Consider the following 19,107-nt stretch of genomic DNA (forward strand, 5'->3'; position numbering starts at 1 on the left):
GAGGGACTTGCATGTTGGCTCAACAAAGACAGGAGTGGAAACATCCTGTAGAAGAACAGCAACATACACCTGCAAAAACCTTTCGTAAGCAACCGCAATGCGATGTTCGTTTGCGAGCGAGAGTAGGCTTGCTTGTTTGCGGCATAGCAGTGTTGGCCATTGTTGGTGCAGTTTGCAGTGAATTCGTCGTTACGACCGGCTATTCGGTTGTAAAGACAAAATCCCAAATTATGTCATTGGAAAAAGAGAACGAACAATTGCAGTTGGAAATTGCCCAACTCAAAGCGCCACAGCGTATTCAAGCCGTAGCTACGCGTGAGTTAGGCATGGTAACGCCGCAAAACTTGTACTGTATTAATCCTCAGACGGCTCCGAGTGCCGCTTCAGTGGAAGCACAGGACAATCTTTGGGATCGTGTAAAAGCTAACTTAAAGGGAGCGACAGCGCAAGCAGGTACTAATCGCTAAGCTATTATATTTTTTATTAATAGAGTTATGAAAAGCAGCCAGTACGGTTGCTTTTTCGTATTTTGTCATACTTTCGTGATTGGACTTTTTTTATAGTAATCGTTACAATTAATAGCAAGTAAATGCAGAGGAGATGTACTGATGCAAAAGATGCTGTCAGAAATTATAGCGCTATTGCCGGAAGTCCAATGCCAAGGGATTTGTGAGGCTGCAATCACTGGCATTACGCAGGACTCCAGACAAGTAACACAGGGAAGCCTTTTTATTTGTTTGCCGGGCAGTAAAGTAGATGGGCATGATTTTGCCGAAAAGGCAGTAGCTGAAGGGGCTGTGGCTCTTTTGGCGGAAAGGCCGCTAACGGTTTCAGGAGCTGCTGTGCTCGTGGTTCCGGATGTACGTGAAGCGATGGGACGCATTGTTCCTTTTTTTTATGATAGGCCGACACAAAAACTGCGTTTGTTGGGAGTTACCGGTACAAACGGCAAAACTACGACAACCTATTTATTAAAAGCTATTTTGGAGGCGGCTGGCTATCGAGTAGGCTTGATTGGAACGATTCAGTCGCTCATAGGCGATGAAAAGGTTCCTGCGAAGAATACGACGCCTGATGTAGTGGAACTTCAGGCGTTGCTGTGGCGTATGGCGGAAGCCGGCATGGATTATGTCGTCATGGAAGTATCTTCACATGCTTTAGCCCTGGACCGTATTGCCGGCTGTGAATTTGATATGGCTATGTTTACCAATATGACTCAAGATCATTTGGATTTTCATAAAACTCTTGGCGAGTATGCAGAAGCTAAGGCTCGCTTGTTTTCTCTTGCCTCGCAGGCTGGTTCTAAAACAGGCAAGCATGCGGTAATCAACGCGGATGATCCAGCGGCGGATGTCATGCGGGACGCGGCTGCGTGTGACATACTTACGTATGGGATTGAGGATGCCCAAGCGGACTTGCTGGCTAAAAATGTTCAGGTGACGCCGGAAGGTGCGCGCTTCCTGTTGCAACGAAAAGGCGAAGCATGGCCGGTTAAACTGCTTCTCACGGGACGATTTAATGTTTACAATGCATTAGGAGCCATAGGAGCGGCTTTAAGCGAAGGCGTGTCTTGGCCGGTAATCCAAGACGCCTTGGCTTCCTTTCCCGGCGTGCCTGGGCGCTTTGAACGGGTAGACGGCGGTAAGGAATTTGCTGTTATTGTTGATTATGCGCATACTCCGGACGGGTTAGAAAATATTTTGCGTACAGCCAGGGAGATGAAGCCTGCCAGAGTGGTGACCGTATTTGGCTGCGGCGGCGACCGGGATCGCACGAAACGTCCTTTGATGGGGGCGCTGGCTGCAAAGTATAGCGATGTGGTCATCGCCACCTCGGACAATCCTCGTTCGGAAGAGCCGGAAACCATTTTGAGTGAAATCGAAGTGGGCATTTTACAAGAGTTGCGCCCGGAGGTGCAATATGAAAAGATAGTGGATCGCCGGCAAGGCATTGGACGGGCCTTGGAATTGGCTCAGCCAGGCGATATTATTTTAGTAGCTGGCAAAGGACATGAAAACTATCAAATTTTAAAAGACAAGACAATTCATTTTGATGATAAGGAAATAATTCAGGAATGGCTGCGGCAAAAGGAGGCATAAAGATGAGTGCACGGTTTACATTAGCGGAGATAGTGGAGGCCACAGGCGGCAAGGTAGTACGGGGAAAAGGTGAGCAACAGTCTTGCGAAGGGGTTGCAACCGATACGCGCGCGTTGCAGCCGGGCGAGCTTTTTGTAGCCTTGGCCGGGGAGTCCTTTGACGCCCATCATTTTTTGGCTGACGCGATACAGGCTGGCGCGGCGGCTTTGGTGGTGCAGCGTGAAGATGCAGTGTTAGAAGACGTATCTCTCCCGGTTGTACTGGTTGCCGATACGCGTAAAGCGTTGCAGGATTTAGCGCGCTTTCATCGGCTGCGTTTTGCCATTCCTGTTATTGCCGTAACTGGCTCTAATGGGAAGACCAGTACGAAGGATATGGTGGCTGCAGCCTTAGGGGCTCGTTTTAATGTATTGAAAACAAAGGGAAATTTCAATAACGAAATTGGCCTGCCCCTAACATTGTTATCGTTGGAACCTTCTCATGAAGCGGCTGTAGTAGAAATGGGCATGAGAGGCTTGGGGCAGATCGCGGAACTAGCGGATATTGCCCGGCCGACACAGGGCATTGTAACCAATGTAGGAGAAACGCATTTGGAACTTCTCGGGTCTGTGGCCAATATTGCTAAAGCAAAGGCGGAGCTGGTGCAGGCGCTTCCCAATGACGGCATAGCCGTATTGAACCAGGATGATGCTCTGGTGAGGTCTATGGCGGCGCAAGCTCCCTGCCGTGTAGTTTCTTATGGCTTGAATGAAAAGGCGGACGTGTGGGCGGAGAATGTCCATTATTCAGCCCAAGGTATTCGTTATGTATGCTGCTATAAAGATGAGCGGCAAGTAATGGAGATTCCTGCGGTAGGTGTACACAATGTGTATAACAGCTTGGCTGCTGTTGCGATAGCGAGAGAAGCGGCGGGATTGTCGCTGGCGGATATTGCTGCCGCGCTGCAGAAATATGAGCCGAGCGGCATGCGCTTCGAATTTGAACAGACGCCGCGGTATCTTTTGGTGAATGACGCCTATAATGCCAGTCCGCTCTCGATGCGAGCGGCTATTGACACCGTGGCTGCCATCGCCCAGGGACGGGTTGTGGCTGTTTTAGGGGATATGCTGGAATTGGGGGATGCTGCTATTGAAGCGCATCGAGCTATCGGTATTCATTTGGTTACTTCCGGCATACGTCATGTTGTGACCGTAGGCCCTTTGGCTGGCTATATTGCGGAAGCAGCCAGACTGGCAGGAGCGGAAATTGCTTTGGCCTGCAATGATCATGGAGAAGCGCAATACGCCTTGCGAAGCATTTTACGCAAGGGTGATACGGTGCTTGTGAAAGGCTCGCGCGGAATGCATATGGAGGCTATTCTGGAGCGCTTGCGTTGAAAACTATAAATAACAAAAACAGGGAGTCTTTGAAAGATGATGGAGTGGATTTTGCCGGGCCTTGCCGGCATGGCAGTTGTTTTGGCGGCAGGGCCGATTTTAATACCGATTTTACATAAGCTGAAATTCGGACAGAGTATTCGCGAAGAAGGACCCCAGCGTCATTTGGCCAAAGCGGGAACGCCCACGATGGGCGGTTTGCTGATGCTTTTGTCCATGACGGTAGCTACCTTGCTTTTTGGCGGTTGGCGTCCGGAAGTGCTGGTAGTGTACTTGGTTTTTGTAGGGCATGGTTTGATTGGTTTTAGTGATGATTATATTAAAGTGGTCTTGAAGCGAAATCTAGGGCTGACTGCCAAACAGAAGCTTTTGGGACAGGCGGCGCTGGCGCTAGTGCTGGCGTATGTAGCACAGGTCTATTTGCAGCGAGGCACGGAAGTATGGCTTCCGGGAACTTCGCAAATGCTTGATTTAGGCTGGGGTTATTATGCTTTTTTATTTTTTATTCTTGTTGGCGCCAGCAATGCTGTGAATTTGACGGATGGCTTGGATGGTTTAGCGGCGGGAACCATGACGGTTGCCAGTGTTTGCTATGCGGTTATTGCCGCTTACTTTGGGCACGAAGGGCTTGGCGCATTTGCGGTGGCTCTGGCAGGATCCTGCTTAGGATTTTTGTGGTTCAATGCGTATCCGGCGAAGATTTTCATGGGCGACACTGGCTCATTGGCTTTGGGAGGCGCCTTGGCGGCTCTGGCGGTATTGACTAAGACAGAACTGCTGTTGGGTATTGTGGGCCTTGTTTTTGTAGCGGAGGCTTTATCTGTTATTTTGCAAGTGTTTTCCTTTAAAACGACAGGGAAGCGCATTTTTCGGATGAGTCCCTTGCATCATCACTTCGAATTGGGAGGCTGGTCGGAGCGCAAGGTGGTTCTGGTGTTTTGGTTAAGCGGGGTAGGCGCTGCTTTGGCGGCGTTGGGCGTTTTGTGGATGAGCGGCTTGCGTTGATAAACAGGAGCAGGTAGGAGGAAGACGTATGGAAATAGCAGCAAAGAAGGCTGTTGTATTAGGTGCAGGCGTGAGTGGCGTAACCGTGGCCAAAGCGTTGCGGCGTGTACAGGCGGATGTGACATTGGTGGACGGCAAGGAAGCGGAGCAACTGCCGTTGCAGGTGTTGAATCTGGCGAATGAAGGAATTCATCTGCAACTAGGTGCGGAAGCGGAAGAGTGCCTGGAAGACGCTGATTTTCTAGTAGTGTCTCCCGGAATTCCATTGAAGGCGGCGTACGTGGGTAAGGCGCAGCAAAGAGGGATTCCGGTAGTTAGCGAAGTGGAGATTGCGTATCAGCTTTGCAAGGCGCCTATGCTGGCTATCACAGGAACAAACGGCAAGACTACGACGACCACTCTTTTAGGAGAAATGATCAAGGCCAGCGGCTTTAAAACGGCTGTAGGCGGAAATATTGGCGCAGGCCTTTCGGAACAGGTGCTGGACTTGGGCGCTAATGACATGGCAGTAGCTGAAATTTCCAGTTATCAATTGGAAAGCGTACAGGAGTTTCGCCCGTATGTGGCAGCTGTATTGAATGTGACGCCGGACCATTTGGAACGCCACGGTACAGTGGAGCAGTATAGCAGTGTCAAAGAGCGGGTCTTTAATAAACAAGGCGCCGAAGACGTTGTTGTTCTTAATTATGATGACCCGATCACGCGCGATATGGCTAAACGAGCCCCGGGACGGGTGCTTTTTTTCAGTCGTTTGGAAGTATTGCCTGAAGGCGCCTTTGTTCGCGCTGGGAAAATGGTGATTCGTTGGCAGGGGGCGGAAATATCGTTGCTGGATGCAGCGGAGTTGGGCCTTCCTGGAGCTCATAATGTTGAAAATGTGCTGGCTGCGGCGGCTATGGCGTATGTGGCAGGCGTGACTCCGCAGGTGATTTGTGACGTGCTGCGCTCCTTTGAAGGTGTGGAGCATCGCATTGAATTAGTGGCTGAAATTGATAATGTAAAATATTATAATGACTCTAAGGCTACCAATCCAGAATCGACCATTAAGGCTCTGGAAGCCTTTGATACCGGCATTATTCTTCTGGCGGGAGGCAAGGATAAGAATACAGATTTACAGACCATGATGAAGCTTGTTAAGGATAAGGCTCGTTGCTTGCTTTTGTTTGGCGCGGCGGCGGAACGTTTTGAAGCGGCGGCCCGGCGAGCGGGAGTGCAGCAGATTCGTCTTGTTTCTGGCGTTGAAGAGGCGATACAAGTAGCCAAAGCTCTGGCGCAGCCTGCGGAAGTGGTGTTGTTGTCGCCGGCTTGTGCCAGTTTCGATCAATTTTCTAGTTTTGAAGAGCGCGGACGCTTTTTTAAAGAATGTGTTGCGGCGCTGGAGGCGGCAACAGGAGGACAAGCATGAAGGTAGTATTGTCCGGCGGTGGAACCGGCGGACATATTTATCCGGCGCTGACGATTGGCGAAGAAATTTGCCATTTGCATCCGGGAACCGAGCTTTTATACATTGGTACAGCAAGCGGTTTGGAAGCGGAGCTGGTTCCTAAGGCTGGGATTCCCTTTGCTACTGTAGCTTCCCGCGGGTTGAACCGGAAAAATTTGTTTGCAAGTATGCAGGCGGCAGCAACCGCTTTGGGCGGCGTATGGCAGTCGATAGGCTTATTGCGTCAATTTCGGCCGCAAGTGGTCGTGGGGACTGGGGGCTATGTCTGCGGACCGGTGTTGTTGGCTGCATTTTTGTTGGGAATTCCGACGTTGATTCAGGAACAGAACGCCATTGCAGGCATTACCAATCGACTTCTTTCGCATGTTGTTGATGGCGTGGCTTTGGGTTATGCCGAGGCTTCCAGCCGTTTTTCCGGCCGTTGCCGCCAGGCGGTGACAGGCAATCCGGTGCGTCGCGAGGTTCTGACAGCGCAGCGGGAGGAAAGCTTGAAACAATTGGGACTGAGCAGTTCTTGCAAGACCCTCCTAGTTGCCGGCGGCAGCCGGGGCGCCCGCAGCATTAACCAGGCGATGATTGAAGTACACGCTGCCTTGGCGATGCGGGAGGATGTGCAAGTGTTGCACATCACAGGGAAAAACGAGTATAATAACGTAGTTGACGAACTGCGGCGACGTGGGCTGGAAGAAGCTCCGCGCCTTTTTGTTCGTCCGTATTTGCATGAAATGCCGGCGGCCTTGGCGGCAGCGGATTTAGCCGTGTTTCGCGCTGGGGCGCTGGGGATTGCGGAGCTGACCGTGCGCGGCGTACCGGCAATTTTAGTGCCGTACCCGTATGCGTCGGAAAATCATCAAGAGTGGAATGCTCGTGTACTGGCTAATGCCGGAGCGGCTAAAGTGTTGGGCGACGCACAATTGGAAGAAGGCCTTTTGCAAGAAACCGTGCTGACCTTGTTGGACGATTCGCAGCAATTGACCGCCATGGCGGAAGCCAGCAGGGCGTTGGGACGCCCGCAAGCGGCCAGGGATATTGCCGAATGGGCTGTTAAATTGGTTAAGTAGCGCTGCCTAGAGCGGCAAGGAGGAAGAATAACGTTGCTTTCATCAACAACTAAGTATCATTTTATCGGCATTGGCGGCGCAGGCATGAGCGCTTTGGCCACTATTGCCTTGGAAAAAGGAATGCAAGTATCCGGTTCGGATGCGCAGGATTCAGCTACCTTGGCTCGCTTGCGCGCGGCTGGAGCTGTTGTGCATATTGGTCATAAGGAAGAACATATAGCCGGTGCAGGCGCAGTGGTCGTATCTACGGCCATTCACGCCGATAATCCGGAGCTTGCGGCTGCCCTTAGACAGGGGCTTTCTGTGTTGCATCGAGCCGATGTATTGGCGGCATTTATGCTGGAACAAGATGGAGTCGGTGTAGCCGGAGCTCACGGCAAAACGACAACAACTTCCATGTTGGGGTTGATCTTTGAGCGTTGCGGCGCAGATCCCACGGTGATTATTGGCGGCGATGTGGATTATCTGGCGAGTAATGCCAAATGGGGCCGCGGACGTTATTTGTTGGCGGAAGCGGATGAAAGCGACGGTTCGTTCCTCAAACTCTCGCCGCAGATGGCTGTCATTACCAATATAGAAAATGATCATATGGATCACTACGGCACAATGGAAAATGTATTGCAGGCGTTTGTTGATTTTGTAGCACGCTTGCCTGAAACTGGCAAAGCCGTGGTTTGCCTGGATAATGAAAATATACAAATGATTTTGCCCCGCTTGAACCGACAAGTAGTTACGTATGGTCTGGAACGTTCTGATGCAGAATACCGAGCCTTACATATTCGCATGGAAACTGGCTGCACTACTTTTGAAGTATGGCATAAGGAAAACTGCTTAGGCGAGGTGACGTTGACGGTACCGGGACGACACAATGTTTCTAATGCCTTGGCGTCTATTATCGTTGCGTTAGAAGCTGGCTTGCCTTTTGCGGGCGTTGCAGCTGCTTTGCTGGAGTTTCGAGGTGCGAAACGGCGTTTTCAGACAAAATACCGCGATGAAAACGTCTGGATTGTGGACGATTATGCACATCATCCTACCGAGGTGGCGACGACTCTCGTTGCGGCGCGACAAACCCAGCCGAAACGGCTGGTTTGTTTATTCCAGCCGCATCGGTATTCCCGGACGCAGCTGTTATATCGCGAATTTGGCGCGGCCTTTGGCGCAGCGGACGTATTGGTGCTGACCGACGTGTATTCGGCAGGTGAAGCGCCGCTTCAAGGGGTAAACGGAGAAATGCTGTTCCAAGCGGTTGTGCCTAAAGAAGGTCAAGAAGTTTATTATGTGCAGGATAAAGCTGTGTTGGCTGAGTTTGCCATGAAACATATGCAGCAGGGTGATTTGATTATGACCATGGGAGCCGGCGATATTTGGCGCGCAGGAGAAGAATTGGCGGCTTTGTTGAAAAACCATAAGTGCTAATGAATGAAGGATCCCAAGGAAAGAAGGCAAAGGAAAATGAAGGAAAAGAAGATTGCCGTAGTCATGGGAGGTCCATCCACGGAGCGTGAGGTTTCGCTGCGGACTGGCAATGCTATTTTGACGGCGTTACAGCGCTTGGGGTATCAAGCAGTGGGAATTGATCTGGAACCGGCGCGGATCGAAAAACAATTGGCCGATTGCGGCGCGGAAGTAGTTTTTGTCGCCGTTCACGGCAAGTATGGCGAAGACGGGACGCTGCAAGGGCTTCTGGAATTAAAGCAGCTGCCTTATACTGGCTCTGGCGTATTGGCTAGTGCGCTGGCTATGGACAAGGTGGCTTCTAAAATGATGTTTCAAGGCGCTGATGTGCCAACACCGCGGTTTGCGGTGCTGCAAGAGCAAGAGGACAAGTCGGCTTTGGCCCAAGCAGTTATCAAACAATTTGGCTTGCCTGTGGTTATTAAATCGGCTGCCCAAGGATCCAGCATTGGCGTGTGCATGGTACACAAAGCGGAAGATGTGCAGGCCGCCTTGGAAGAAGTGTTCCGGTACGGAAAAACTGCATTATTGGAAGAGTGCATTATCGGTCGAGAAATTACGGTCCCTGTGTGGTGTGATACTGCAGGCGCCGAGGCTATGCCGGTTATTGAGATTGCTCCGAAATCCGGCGTATATGATTATCAATCCAAATATACTAAGGGGGCCTCGGAATATATTGTCCCCGCCAAATTGCCGCCGCATGTGACGCTGATGGTCCAACAGGCAGCAGTGCAGGCTTGCCAGGTTTTAGGATGTTTTGGCGTTGCCAGAGCGGACATTATGCTGGACGAAAAACTGCGCCCCTATGTATTGGAAGTTAATACCGTTCCCGGCATGACGGAAACTAGCTTGGTGCCTAAAGCGGCAGCGGCTGAAGGCCATTCTTTTGAAGCGCTGTGCGAGCGCATTTTATTGCAAGCGTTGACGCGGAAATAAGCAAGAGGACAAGCTGCGCTTCCAAACAGAGGCGCGCTTGTCCTCTTGCTGCACCAATACGTGATGTTTAGCGCTCATCTTTGGGCATAAGGTCTGGTGTGACGAATGACTTTGCTAATGGTATAATCTTTATAAAATGATAAATTAGAGTAGGAGTCGATGCTATGGGCGCAGGGGCTATTTCTCCTAAAAGAAGGTTTCGCTTTTGGCCGCTGCTGCTTTTGGGCTTGCTTTTTTGCTTTCTCGGCTTTGGCGGCTTGTGGCTCAGCGGCTCTTCTTGGTTGGCCCTGGGACATGTAGAAGTCGAAGGGTTGCAGGAACTTTCCAAGGAGGAGCTTTTGGTGATTGCAGGGATTGGAGAACCGGTCAATTTGCTGCGAGTGAGACCGGAACTTCTGCAACATCGTTTAGAGCAGGATTTGCGCATTCGCCGGGCTGAAGTGGAGAGGAAATTTCCCTGGAATTTGCGCATTGCTGTGGAAGAAAGGCGTCCGTTAGCGTATGTAACGGCAGCGTATGGTATTTTAGCAATAGATCGTGACGGTACGGTACTCAATGTGCAGCGTTATCTTAAAGATATGCGATGGCCCTTTATTACTGGCATTTCCGCGGGGCAAGAGTATATTGGCGATAAGCTGAGCCAGCCGCAGGTGATCATGGCGCTGCAGTTTTTAGACCGTTTGGACGCGAAAACGTTAGAAAAAGTATCGGAAGTGCACTTTGTAACTTCCGAGAAAATGCAGTTATATTTGCTTTCTGGAGCGAAGGTTCGCTTGGGTGATGGAACGAAAATGACGGAAAAAGCTCAGAAAGTACAAGAACTTGTGGAACAATTGGGAGATAAGTTAGAACGAGTGGATTATTTCGATGTCAGTTTTGCGACACCGGTAATCAAATTCAAGCCTTAAAGCTTGAAAAGAGGAAACACAAGAAGGGAGTCAAGAACGGTGTTGTCGATTAAACAAGGGCAATGGGCCATTGCTTTGGTTTGTTTTATCTTGGGCATTATGTTGGCAGTGCAGTTTAAAACAACGGAAGATATGCGGTCCGTATTGTCGGTGCAGCGAGTAGAAGATTTATCGCAAAGGTTGCTGCAAACAGAGAAGGAACGAGATGCACTGAACAACCAGGTAAAGGAGTTACGCGAACAAGCTCTCGGAGGGCGGACTTCGAAAGAAATGCAGTTGATCCAGATGGGCGCAGGCGTTGTTGATTTGACAGGACCTGGCGTTGTGGTAACGATCAATGACAGTAAGCGGCCATCTAAACCGGGAGAAAATCCGAACTTATATGTTATTCATGATGATGATATCCTTAAAGTGATTAATGAACTTTGGGCGGCCGGAGCGGAAGCCATGTCGATCAATGAGCAGCGGCTGATTGCTTCTTCGGAAATACGCTGCGCCGGACCGACACTGTCGGTGAATAATACCCGTTCATCAGCGCCTTATGAAATTGTTGCTATAGGCGAACCTAAAACATTGGAAAATGCTTTGCGCATGCGCGGCGGCGTTGTTGAAACGCTGCAGTTCTGGGGGATTCAGGTAACTATCAAGCAAACGGATCGTGTCGCGGTTCCCGCGTATAAAGGCGCGTTTCGGTTTGAATATGCCAAACCGGCTAAGGAAGGGGGCGCACAGTAATGTACCTCCCGATTGCAGGCTTATGTTTGGGCTTATTTGTGGGTTCTCTGATACCAGGGACGGTTCCGGTTGAATATGCCAAGTATATGTCGATTGCCTTGTTGGCGTGTTTAGATACCGTTTTTGGAGGCTTGCGCGCCGGAGCGGATGAAAAATTCGACAATAGCGTATTCGTAACTGGTTTTTTTACTAATGCGTTAATGGCGGCTGGTTTGGTTTATATTGGCGAACGCTTAGGCATTGACTTGTATTATGTCGCATTATTGGCCTTTGGTTTGCGGATATTTCAAAATTTGGCGATATTACGCCGCTATTTTCTGAAAAAGTAGCTTCCGTAAAGAGGAAAATGGAAATAGCGTGTGGAAGTAATTATAAGTTTTTTCGCATGCAGCAGGGCGTTTAGCCTTGACGTAAGGAGGATTTTCGTTCATGTTGGAATTTGACATGGAGTTGGAGCATCTAGCAACCATTAAAGTAGTAGGGGTAGGCGGTGGCGGCAACAATGCCGTCAATCGCATGATTGCAGCAGGATTGAAGGGCGTGGAGTTTATTTCCGTAAATACCGATGCTCAAGCGTTGCTGCAGGCACAGGCTCCTTATCGCATCCAAATCGGAGAAAAGCTAACAAAAGGTCTAGGGGCCGGCGCTAACCCGGAGGTTGGAGATTTAGCCGCTCAGGAAAGTCGTGAAGAACTGATTAAGGCTTTGCGGGGCGCCGATATGGTGTTTGTAACCGCGGGCATGGGCGGAGGCACAGGGACTGGTGCGGCGCCGGTTGTTGCCGAATGCGCTCGCGAAGTAGGGGCCCTTACAGTTGGCGTAGTCACTAAGCCGTTTTCTTTTGAAGGAAAGCGCCGTTTTAAGCAAGCGGAAAAAGGGATTGCCAATTTGAAAGAACGCGTGGATACGCTGATTACCATTCCTAATGATCGTTTGATGCAGGTCGTGGACAAGAGAACGCCCATCATGGAAGCGTTTCGGATAGCTGATGATGTACTGCGTCAAGGCGTTCAAGGCATTTCCGATTTGATTGCCGTTCCTGGTCTGATTAATTTGGATTTTGCCGATGTAAAAACGATTATGAGCGATACCGGTTCGGCTCTGATGGGAGTAGGCGTTGCTGCAGGCGAGGGACGGGCCATTGCGGCGGCGGAAGCGGCTATCAAGAGTCCGCTGTTGGAAACCTCCATTGATGGAGCTAAAGGGGTGCTGCTAAATATCACCGGCGGTACTAACTTGAGTTTATTTGAGGTGAACGAGGCGGCGGCCATTATTGAACAGGCTGCAGACCCGGAAGTGAACTTGATTTTTGGTGCTGTCATTGACGAAACCTTGCAGGATGAGGTCAGGGTTACGGTTATTGCGACCGGTTTCGATCAACGCTCGGCGCGGTCTGTACAAGTTGGCGGCAATGAAGGCAAAAAGGAACGTGTAGGACAGGTTCCTGACTTTAGCCTGGATGTGCCGGTCTTCATGCACAAGAGGTAATTCGCAAAGAGCATGGGACGCCCATGCTCTTTTTTCTTAAAAGAGCCACTGCAAAGGCAGGTATATGCTAGGGGGAACAAAATATGTCTTCGATTTCAGAACGCCTGCAGGCGGTGGAAGGGAGAATCGCGAAGGCTTTGGCCTCTCGCAAATCCGAAATTGAACAGCCAGGGCCCATTTGTTTGATTGCGGTGAGTAAAAATCATGCTGCAGAGGTAGTCGAAGAAGCCTTGGAAGCGGGACTTACTGTGTTTGGCGAAAATCGGGTTCAAGAAGCTTTGCCTAAAATAGAGCATATCGGCGTTAAAGCGAAATGGCATTTGATTGGTCATTTACAGACTAACAAGGCGAAGCAAATCGTAGGCAAGGTTGCTTTGATTCACTCAGTGGATAGTGAACGACTTTTGCAGCAAATTGAGCAGGAAGCAGCCAAACAAGGAATTTCTCAGGAAGTACTGTTGCAGGTGAACGTTTCAGGCGAAGAAAGCAAATTCGGTATGGATCCGGATGCAGTCTGGACATTGTCACGACAGGCAGCTCAATGGCCGCATGTGAGAATAAAAGGCTTAATGACAATTGCTCCCTTAATGGAGGACGCTGAGTCGGTGAGGCCTGTGTTTCAGGAAGCTTACAGCTTATTTGCGGCTTTACGAAAGGCGGCTTTGCCGCAATGCGAGTGGCAGTGGCTTTCTATGGGGATGAGCAATGATTTTGAGGTTGCTATTCAAGAAGGCGCCAATATGGTGCGTGTCGGTACGGCGTTATTCGGAGCTAGACAATATGCTCCAAAGGAGGAAGGTTAGATGAAATTTATAGAAAAAGTGTGCGGCACATTGGGATTGATCGAGCCGGGAGATGCTAAGGAACAAGAACAACAATCGCAGCAGCCTGCGGCTGAAGAACGTGCGCCGCGCAGCGCCAGACCTTCTGCGGTACAGAATAATGTGGTCAATTTGCCGAATGCCGCCACGGGGGGCGCAACGGCTGCTTCTAAGCAGATGAAGGTCATGGTGGTAGAGCCGGCTAACTTTGACGATGTGCAGCATGTGGCGGATTATTTAAAAAACCGCAAGCCTGTAGTCGTGAATTTTGAAGGCACGGACAAAGAAGTGGCTAAACGCATGATTGATTTTATGAGCGGCACCACCTATGCCTTGGGAGGCAGTATTCAAAAAGTGGGGCATCATATTTTTCTTTGTGCTCCTGCGAATGTGGATGTTGCTTACACCTACGATGATCAGGACAGGACGGTTGTACCATGGATGAACAATTGAAACAAGTGTTACAGGGTAAGATCATAGGCTTTTTGGGGGGCGGAGCTATCGCTGAGGCTCTGCTGCGCGGCCTGTTGGACAAGGAAATGACGACGCAAGAGAATCTGTTGGTATTTGACACCTCGGAAGAGCGCTTGCAGGTTTTGGAACAAACCTATGGCGTGCGGGGCAGTGAAAGCGCCTCGGCTTTGACCGGCGCAGCAGATATTTTGTTTTTAACCGTTAAACCGCAGGTCTTGAAACAAATCATCTCTACCTTGGCTTTGGCGACTAAACCGACAACGTTGATCTTATCCGTGGCGGCCGGGATTCCGTTAGATTTCTTAGAAAGCCATTTTCGCAAGCATCGCGTTGTTCGTGTCATGCCTAACACTCCTGTAGCGGTAGGGGAAGGCATGACTGCTTTTGCCTTAGGCAGCCGTGCAGACCAAGAGGCGGACCAGGCGGCTAGAGCCGTATTTTCCGCCGTAGGGCGCGTGGAAAAAGTGGATGAAAACTTGTTGGATGCCATTACGGGCTTGTCTGGCAGCGGCCCTTCGTATGCATTTCTTATGATTGACGCCTTAGCGGATGCTGGCGTACGCGTTGGCCTTTCTCGGAAAAACGCCATTCTCATGGCGGCGCAGACTTTATTGGGTGCAGCGAAGATGGTAGTGCAAACCGGACAGCATCCGGCTATTTTGCGTGACATGGTTGCTTCGCCTGGGGGAACTTCCATTGCCGGCTTGCATGCGCTGGAAAGTCACAATGTACGCGCCGCTTTAATCGATGCTGTAGTGGCGGCAACGGAGCGTTCCAAGGAAATGGGGAAAGGCAATTCGTGAATAATCGGGAAAAAATTTTACGGTATTATAAAAGCAGCGGCCAGGACATTTTGGCCGCCAGGCTGCTCGATTTAGCCGAACAAGCCCTGCGTTCGCGCCGGTTTCGAGTCAGTGATTTTTTGGATCCAGCTGGAATTTCCGTGGCGGAAACGGTGGCTGCCCAGTGGGACGGTAAAGTACGCCTTGAGCTGCAAGGCGGTTATGAACGAGCGGAACGAGTTAAAGCTGCCTTTGTATCTGCCGAGTATTACGGTGCAGTCGACTTTGGCCTGCGGGCGATTGCAGTTTCTTGGGACAAGCGTTATGAGCGCCTTTCACATAGGGATGTTTTAGGAGGCTTACTGGGAGTAGGCATTGAGCGCGAGGTTCTGGGGGATATCTTGATGACCAGCGAAGGTTGTCAGGTATTAACCGATGCGCCGTTAGGAGATTATCTGTTACAGCAGTTGTCTTATTTAGGCGGCGCTCAGGTGAGCACCAAGGAAATTTCTTTAGCAGAGCTTGAACCTAAAGAGGAAACCGTCAAAGAAATTAAGACGACGGTTCCTTCTTTGCGTCTGGATGTGGTGGCAGCTTCCGGGTATGGCGTATCCAGGAGCCGGATGGCGGAAGAGATTAAAGCCGATAAGCTGCGAGTTAACTGGCAGCCGGCCAAAGGCGGTTCGCAGAGCGTGCAACAGGGGGATATCCTCTCCTTGCGCGGTCGGGGCCGTGTAGAAATTGTTGAAATCCTAGGGGAGACGAAAAAGGGTCGTTTGAGTCTGCTGTTGCGACGATATTTATGAATGCAGCAATTAGGGGGACAGGAATCATGCTTACGCCGTTGGATATTCAGAATCAGGAGTTTCGCAAAGCTTTTAGAGGTTATAACGAAGCTGAAGTCGATGAGTTTCTCGAGCAAGTTCTTCATGACTATGAAGAACTGTATCGAACCAATATAGATCTGCGTGAAACAACAGAGCGCTTGAAGTCGCAGATACAGTATTTTCAAAACCTGGAAAATACATTGCATAATACGTTGGTTGTAGCGCAGGAAGCGGCGGAAGAAGTCAAGGTTAACGCTAGAAAAGAAGCGGATTTGCTTCGTAAGGAAGCGGAAGTAGAAAGCCGGCGGATTGTTGATGAGGCTAATGCCCAATTGCAACGTATCCAGGCCGAATGCGATGAACTGCGTGCGCAAGGGCAGCTCTTCCGTTCGCGTATGCGCATGCTGGCTCAATCCCAATTGGAGCTTTTGGAGGAAAAGGAACTGAGAAGAGAAATCGTTGAATAAGGCTCCTTTCCAACAGGCACATTGCTTTTTTGATAAAACTTGTGTATAATTTGTTTCAAATATGGACATAGGCAATGAAGGAAACAGTACGCGCGCAGGTGGAAAACAGCGAACCGGGAAGGGTGGAAGCCCGGCTGAAGCAGTGTGCGGAAGATCACTCTGGAGCTGAAAACGGCTATAATGAGTCGCTTTCCGTATGACACGCGTTACTGTGTCCACAAGCGGCCGCCATGGCGGTCACAAGGGTGGTACCACGGGAAAATAGCCTCTCGTCCCTTTTCCGGGACGGGGGGCTTTTATGTATTTTTGGAGGTGCAGGAAACAGTGGATTATAGCAAAACTCTTAATTTACCGGAAACTCAATTTCCTATGCGAGGCAATCTGCCTCAGCGCGAGCCGGAAATCATTGATTTCTGGCAAAAGAACGATATTGATAAAAAGCGCGTGGCGCGGCGCGCCGGCAAGGAAAAGTTCATTTTGCATGATGGACCTCCCTATGCTAACGGTAATATTCACATTGGCCATACCATTAATAAAGTCTTGAAGGATATCATTATCAAATATAAGACGCTGCGCGGCTTTCAGGCGCCCTATGTGCCTGGCTGGGATACCCATGGCCTGCCGATTGAGCATGCAGCTATTAAAAATTTGGGCTTAAACCGTCATGAGCTGGACCCGCTGCAGCTGCGTCAGGAATGTAATGCATACGCTCACAAATGGATTGACGCCCAGCGCAGCGACTTCAAACGCTTGGGAGTTTGCGGCGACTGGGATAATCCTTATGTGACCCTGAAACCCTCTTATGAAGCCAAACAGATCGAAGTGTTTGGAGAAATGGCGAAAAAAGGTCATATTTATAAAGGCCTTAAAACCGTATATTGGTGCGTATCCTGCGAAACGGCGCTGGCGGAAGCGGAAATTGAGTATGCCGAAAAAAAATCGCACTCTATTTTCGTGAAATTTCCCTTGGTCGATGCTAAAGGGAAGCTGCCTGCTGGTGTGGATGCCTCTAAAACGTATGCGGTCATTTGGACGACGACGACCTGGACGCTGCCGGCTAATGCCGGGATTGCCCTTCATCCGGAAATCGAGTATGCCTGGGTGAAAGTGGATGAAGAAGTATATCTGTTGGCTGCGGAATTGGCGGAACAGGTAGTTCAAGCAGCTAAGAAAGAGAACTTTACCATCTTGGAGCGCTTTAAAGGCAGCGATGTGGAAGGCTTGGTCTTTCATCATCCCTTCTTGGAACGGCAAGCTCCGATCGTACTGGGCGAGCATGTCACGTTAGAGCAAGGCACCGGCTGCGTGCACACGGCGCCGGGACATGGTCCGGAAGACTTTGAAGTCGGCAAGAAATACGGTTTGCCGGTTATCAACCCGGTGAATCCCAGCGGCGTATTCACGGAAGAAGCCGGTCCTTTTGCGGGCATGCAGATTGAAGACGCTAATGTGCCCATTATCAAGGAATTGGCAAGCCGCGGCTTGCTTTTGGCCAAAGGTTCGATTCGTCACCAGTACGCTCACTGCTGGCGCTGTAAAAATCCGGTGATCTACCGGGCTACAGAGCAGTGGTTTTCTTCGGTAGCCGGTTATCGAGAAGAAGCGCTGGCTGCTATTCGCGATGTCAAATGGTACCCAGGCTGGGGCGAAGAACGCATTCACAACATGGTAGCGGATCGTCAAGACTGGTGCATTTCCCGGCAGCGGGTCTGGGGGGTGCCAATCCCGATTTTCTATTGCCGCGAGTGTAATGAACCGTTGATTAATGATGATACCATTCAGGCTGTGGCTGCGCTTTTCGGACGGGAAGGCTCTGATGCTTGGTGGAAATATGACGCTGAAGATATTTTGCCATCAGGAACGACTTGCCCCAAGTGCGGACATGACCATTTCCGTAAGGAATCGGACATTATGGATGTTTGGTTTGACAGCGGCTCTAGCCATGCAGCGGTATTGGAGCAGCGTGAAGAGCTTGCTTGGCCGGCGGACATGTACTTGGAAGGAAGCGATCAGCATCGCGGTTGGTTCCAGTCTTCCTTGCTCACTTCTGTAGCTACGCGGGGACGAGCCCCCTATAAGGCCGTATTGACGCATGGCTTTGTTGTGGACGGCGAAGGCCGCAAAATGAGTAAGTCTGTGGGCAATGTTATTTTCCCGGAACAGGTCATCAAACAATACGGCGCGGATATTCTGCGTCTGTGGGTAGTTTCCGCCGACTACCAGGGAGATGTACGCATTTCCAATGACATTCTCAAGCAATTGGCGGAAATTTATCGCAAAATCCGCAATACTTTCCGCTATATGCTGAGCAATCTTAATGATTTTGATGCAAATCGGCATGCAGTTGCTTATGAGCAGCTGAGCGAGTTGGATCGTTGGGCGCTTTTGCGTTTGGAGCAAGTGCGGGAAAAAGTGACAGCGGCGTATGATCGGTATGAATTCCATACGCTGTATCACACCATTCATAATTTCTGCACCATTGATCTCAGCGCCGTATACCTGGATATCATTAAAGATCGCCTCTATGCGGAACTTCCGGATGATCAGCGGCGTCGGGCGGCGCAAACGGTGATGCATAAAATAACCATGACCTTGCTGTCGCTACTGGCGCCAGTTCTTACCTTTACCAGTGAAGAAATTTGGCGGTACCTGCCCCAGCAAAGCGGCCAGGAACATTTGGAGAGCATTCAATTGAGCGAGTGGCCGGAAGCCTGCCCGCAGTATTTGGATGAGGCTTTGGACGCTAAATGGACTAAGCTTTTGGCGGTGCGTGGCGATATTATGAAGGCTCTGGAACAGGCTCGCCGCAATAAGGATATCGGTCATTCGTTGGATGCCAACCTGGTTGTGTATACGGCAGAAGAAAATCTGGCGCTTCTTTCCGGTCTGACTGCAGGGGAACTGGCTTCCTTGACCATCACCTCCGGCGCGGAAGTACTGCCTTTGGCAGAAGCTCCGGATAACGCCGTGCGGAACGAAACTGGTGATATGGCGGTGCTTGTGCAGGCAGCTAAAGGTGAAAAATGTGAGCGTTGCTGGATTTACAGCCAGTCAGTCGGACAAAATGAAGAACATCCGACTTTGTGCGCGCGTTGCGCTACGGTATTAAGCAAATAAACTAGGGTTAACTAGAAAAAGCGAAAGCCTTGAAAAAGAGAGTCTGGCTCAGCCGGACCTCTTTTTCTTTGCCTTTTGCTTGATTTCCCTGTACAATAAAATAATTAAGGAA

Annotated in this window: 19 protein-coding genes; all 19 read left to right on the forward strand. The window is 50.3% G+C overall.

Going from position 1 to position 19,107, the window contains the following annotated elements:
- Positions 1-11 precede the first annotated feature (11 nt).
- The 19 genes from PHF27_RS00745 to ileS all read left to right on the forward strand — a co-directional run bounded on the left by PHF27_RS00745 (position 12) and on the right by ileS (position 18,995).
- Positions 12-467 (forward strand): cell division protein FtsL, encoded by a 456-nt coding sequence (locus PHF27_RS00745; RefSeq protein ID WP_300064884.1) that lies wholly within the window; start codon positions 12-14, stop codon positions 465-467.
- Between the two features lie 141 nt (positions 468-608).
- On the forward strand, positions 609-2,099 hold the full coding sequence (locus PHF27_RS00750; protein WP_300064887.1) for a UDP-N-acetylmuramoyl-L-alanyl-D-glutamate--2,6-diaminopimelate ligase: 1,491 nt from the start codon (positions 609-611) through the stop codon (positions 2,097-2,099).
- A 2-nt stretch (positions 2,100-2,101) separates the two neighbouring features.
- Complete coding sequence (murF, locus tag PHF27_RS00755) at positions 2,102-3,475, forward strand: UDP-N-acetylmuramoyl-tripeptide--D-alanyl-D-alanine ligase (RefSeq protein WP_300064889.1); 1,374 nt, start codon at positions 2,102-2,104, stop codon at positions 3,473-3,475.
- 36 nt (positions 3,476-3,511) lie between these two features.
- Entirely contained in the window at positions 3,512-4,480 is a 969-nt protein-coding gene (mraY, locus tag PHF27_RS00760) for a phospho-N-acetylmuramoyl-pentapeptide-transferase (RefSeq protein WP_300064892.1), read from the forward strand.
- 28 nt (positions 4,481-4,508) lie between these two features.
- Positions 4,509-5,885: a UDP-N-acetylmuramoyl-L-alanine--D-glutamate ligase gene (gene murD / locus PHF27_RS00765; RefSeq protein WP_300064894.1), complete on the forward strand. Its 1,377-nt coding sequence runs from the start codon at positions 4,509-4,511 to the stop codon at positions 5,883-5,885.
- Complete coding sequence (gene murG / locus PHF27_RS00770; protein WP_300064896.1) at positions 5,882-6,985, forward strand: undecaprenyldiphospho-muramoylpentapeptide beta-N-acetylglucosaminyltransferase; 1,104 nt, start codon at positions 5,882-5,884, stop codon at positions 6,983-6,985. Before murD ends, murG begins: the two co-directional genes overlap by 4 nt.
- A 33-nt stretch (positions 6,986-7,018) precedes the next feature.
- The gene (gene murC / locus PHF27_RS00775) at positions 7,019-8,401 is read left to right on the forward strand and encodes a UDP-N-acetylmuramate--L-alanine ligase (RefSeq protein ID WP_300064898.1); all 1,383 of its coding nucleotides are present in this window, start codon (positions 7,019-7,021) and stop codon (positions 8,399-8,401) included.
- 36 nt (positions 8,402-8,437) lie between these two features.
- A complete protein-coding gene (locus tag PHF27_RS00780) occupies positions 8,438-9,376 on the forward strand; it encodes a D-alanine--D-alanine ligase (RefSeq protein WP_300064900.1) in 939 nt (312 codons plus the stop codon).
- 164 nt (positions 9,377-9,540) lie between these two features.
- Entirely contained in the window at positions 9,541-10,284 is a 744-nt protein-coding gene (locus tag PHF27_RS00785; RefSeq protein WP_300064902.1) for an FtsQ-type POTRA domain-containing protein, read from the forward strand.
- A 39-nt stretch (positions 10,285-10,323) separates the two neighbouring features.
- A complete protein-coding gene (locus PHF27_RS00790; RefSeq protein ID WP_300064904.1) occupies positions 10,324-11,019 on the forward strand; it encodes a DUF881 domain-containing protein in 696 nt (231 codons plus the stop codon).
- Positions 11,019-11,348 carry a small basic family protein gene (locus tag PHF27_RS00795; RefSeq protein WP_018702685.1) on the forward strand — a complete coding sequence of 110 codons (330 nt, stop codon included), beginning with the start codon at positions 11,019-11,021 and terminating at the stop codon, positions 11,346-11,348. Before PHF27_RS00790 ends, PHF27_RS00795 begins: the two co-directional genes overlap by 1 nt.
- A 100-nt stretch (positions 11,349-11,448) precedes the next feature.
- Entirely contained in the window at positions 11,449-12,507 is a 1,059-nt protein-coding gene (gene ftsZ, locus PHF27_RS00800; RefSeq protein ID WP_018702684.1) for a cell division protein FtsZ, read from the forward strand.
- Between the two features lie 83 nt (positions 12,508-12,590).
- On the forward strand, positions 12,591-13,310 hold the full coding sequence (locus PHF27_RS00805; protein WP_300064907.1) for a YggS family pyridoxal phosphate-dependent enzyme: 720 nt from the start codon (positions 12,591-12,593) through the stop codon (positions 13,308-13,310).
- On the forward strand, positions 13,311-13,781 hold the full coding sequence (locus tag PHF27_RS00810; protein WP_300064909.1) for a cell division protein SepF: 471 nt from the start codon (positions 13,311-13,313) through the stop codon (positions 13,779-13,781).
- Positions 13,766-14,605, forward strand: coding sequence for a pyrroline-5-carboxylate reductase (gene proC, locus PHF27_RS00815; RefSeq protein WP_300064911.1), 840 nt, complete (start codon positions 13,766-13,768; stop codon positions 14,603-14,605). The genes PHF27_RS00810 and proC overlap by 16 nt, the downstream gene beginning before the upstream one ends.
- Positions 14,602-15,390, forward strand: a complete 789-nt coding sequence (locus PHF27_RS00820) for a YlmH/Sll1252 family protein (protein ID WP_300064913.1) — start codon at positions 14,602-14,604, stop codon at positions 15,388-15,390. Before proC ends, PHF27_RS00820 begins: the two co-directional genes overlap by 4 nt.
- Before the next feature lie 26 nt (positions 15,391-15,416).
- The gene (locus PHF27_RS00825; RefSeq protein WP_300064915.1) at positions 15,417-15,878 is read left to right on the forward strand and encodes a DivIVA domain-containing protein; all 462 of its coding nucleotides are present in this window, start codon (positions 15,417-15,419) and stop codon (positions 15,876-15,878) included.
- Positions 15,879-15,952: 74 nt separating this feature from the next.
- Positions 15,953-16,078 carry a hypothetical protein gene (locus PHF27_RS00830; protein WP_300064917.1) on the forward strand — a complete coding sequence of 42 codons (126 nt, stop codon included), beginning with the start codon at positions 15,953-15,955 and terminating at the stop codon, positions 16,076-16,078.
- A 124-nt stretch (positions 16,079-16,202) separates the two neighbouring features.
- A complete protein-coding gene (gene ileS, locus PHF27_RS00835; protein ID WP_300064919.1) occupies positions 16,203-18,995 on the forward strand; it encodes an isoleucine--tRNA ligase in 2,793 nt (930 codons plus the stop codon).
- Positions 18,996-19,107: the final 112 nt, after the last annotated feature.

The organism is Anaeromusa sp., from assembly GCF_028691475.1.
In the GTDB taxonomy this organism is placed as follows: domain Bacteria; phylum Bacillota; class Negativicutes; order Anaeromusales; family Anaeromusaceae; genus Anaeromusa.

Excerpts from the sequence above, each read along its gene's own strand:
- PHF27_RS00745 (WP_300064884.1), top strand. The coding sequence starts at position 12 with ATGTTGGCTCAACAAAGACAGGAGTGGAAACATCCTGTAGAAGAACAG.
- PHF27_RS00750 (WP_300064887.1), top strand. The coding sequence starts at position 609 with ATGCAAAAGATGCTGTCAGAAATTATAGCGCTATTGCCGGAAGTCCAA.
- murF (WP_300064889.1), top strand. The coding sequence starts at position 2,102 with ATGAGTGCACGGTTTACATTAGCGGAGATAGTGGAGGCCACAGGCGGC.
- mraY (WP_300064892.1), top strand. The coding sequence starts at position 3,512 with ATGATGGAGTGGATTTTGCCGGGCCTTGCCGGCATGGCAGTTGTTTTG.
- murD (WP_300064894.1), top strand. The coding sequence starts at position 4,509 with ATGGAAATAGCAGCAAAGAAGGCTGTTGTATTAGGTGCAGGCGTGAGT.
- murG (WP_300064896.1), top strand. The coding sequence starts at position 5,882 with ATGAAGGTAGTATTGTCCGGCGGTGGAACCGGCGGACATATTTATCCG.
- PHF27_RS00780 (WP_300064900.1), top strand. The coding sequence starts at position 8,438 with ATGAAGGAAAAGAAGATTGCCGTAGTCATGGGAGGTCCATCCACGGAG.
- PHF27_RS00785 (WP_300064902.1), top strand. The coding sequence starts at position 9,541 with ATGGGCGCAGGGGCTATTTCTCCTAAAAGAAGGTTTCGCTTTTGGCCG.
- PHF27_RS00795 (WP_018702685.1), top strand. The coding sequence starts at position 11,019 with ATGTACCTCCCGATTGCAGGCTTATGTTTGGGCTTATTTGTGGGTTCT.
- ftsZ (WP_018702684.1), top strand. The coding sequence starts at position 11,449 with ATGTTGGAATTTGACATGGAGTTGGAGCATCTAGCAACCATTAAAGTA.
- PHF27_RS00805 (WP_300064907.1), top strand. The coding sequence starts at position 12,591 with ATGTCTTCGATTTCAGAACGCCTGCAGGCGGTGGAAGGGAGAATCGCG.
- PHF27_RS00810 (WP_300064909.1), top strand. The coding sequence starts at position 13,311 with ATGAAATTTATAGAAAAAGTGTGCGGCACATTGGGATTGATCGAGCCG.
- proC (WP_300064911.1), top strand. The coding sequence starts at position 13,766 with ATGGATGAACAATTGAAACAAGTGTTACAGGGTAAGATCATAGGCTTT.
- PHF27_RS00825 (WP_300064915.1), top strand. The coding sequence starts at position 15,417 with ATGCTTACGCCGTTGGATATTCAGAATCAGGAGTTTCGCAAAGCTTTT.
- PHF27_RS00830 (WP_300064917.1), top strand. The coding sequence starts at position 15,953 with ATGAAGGAAACAGTACGCGCGCAGGTGGAAAACAGCGAACCGGGAAGG.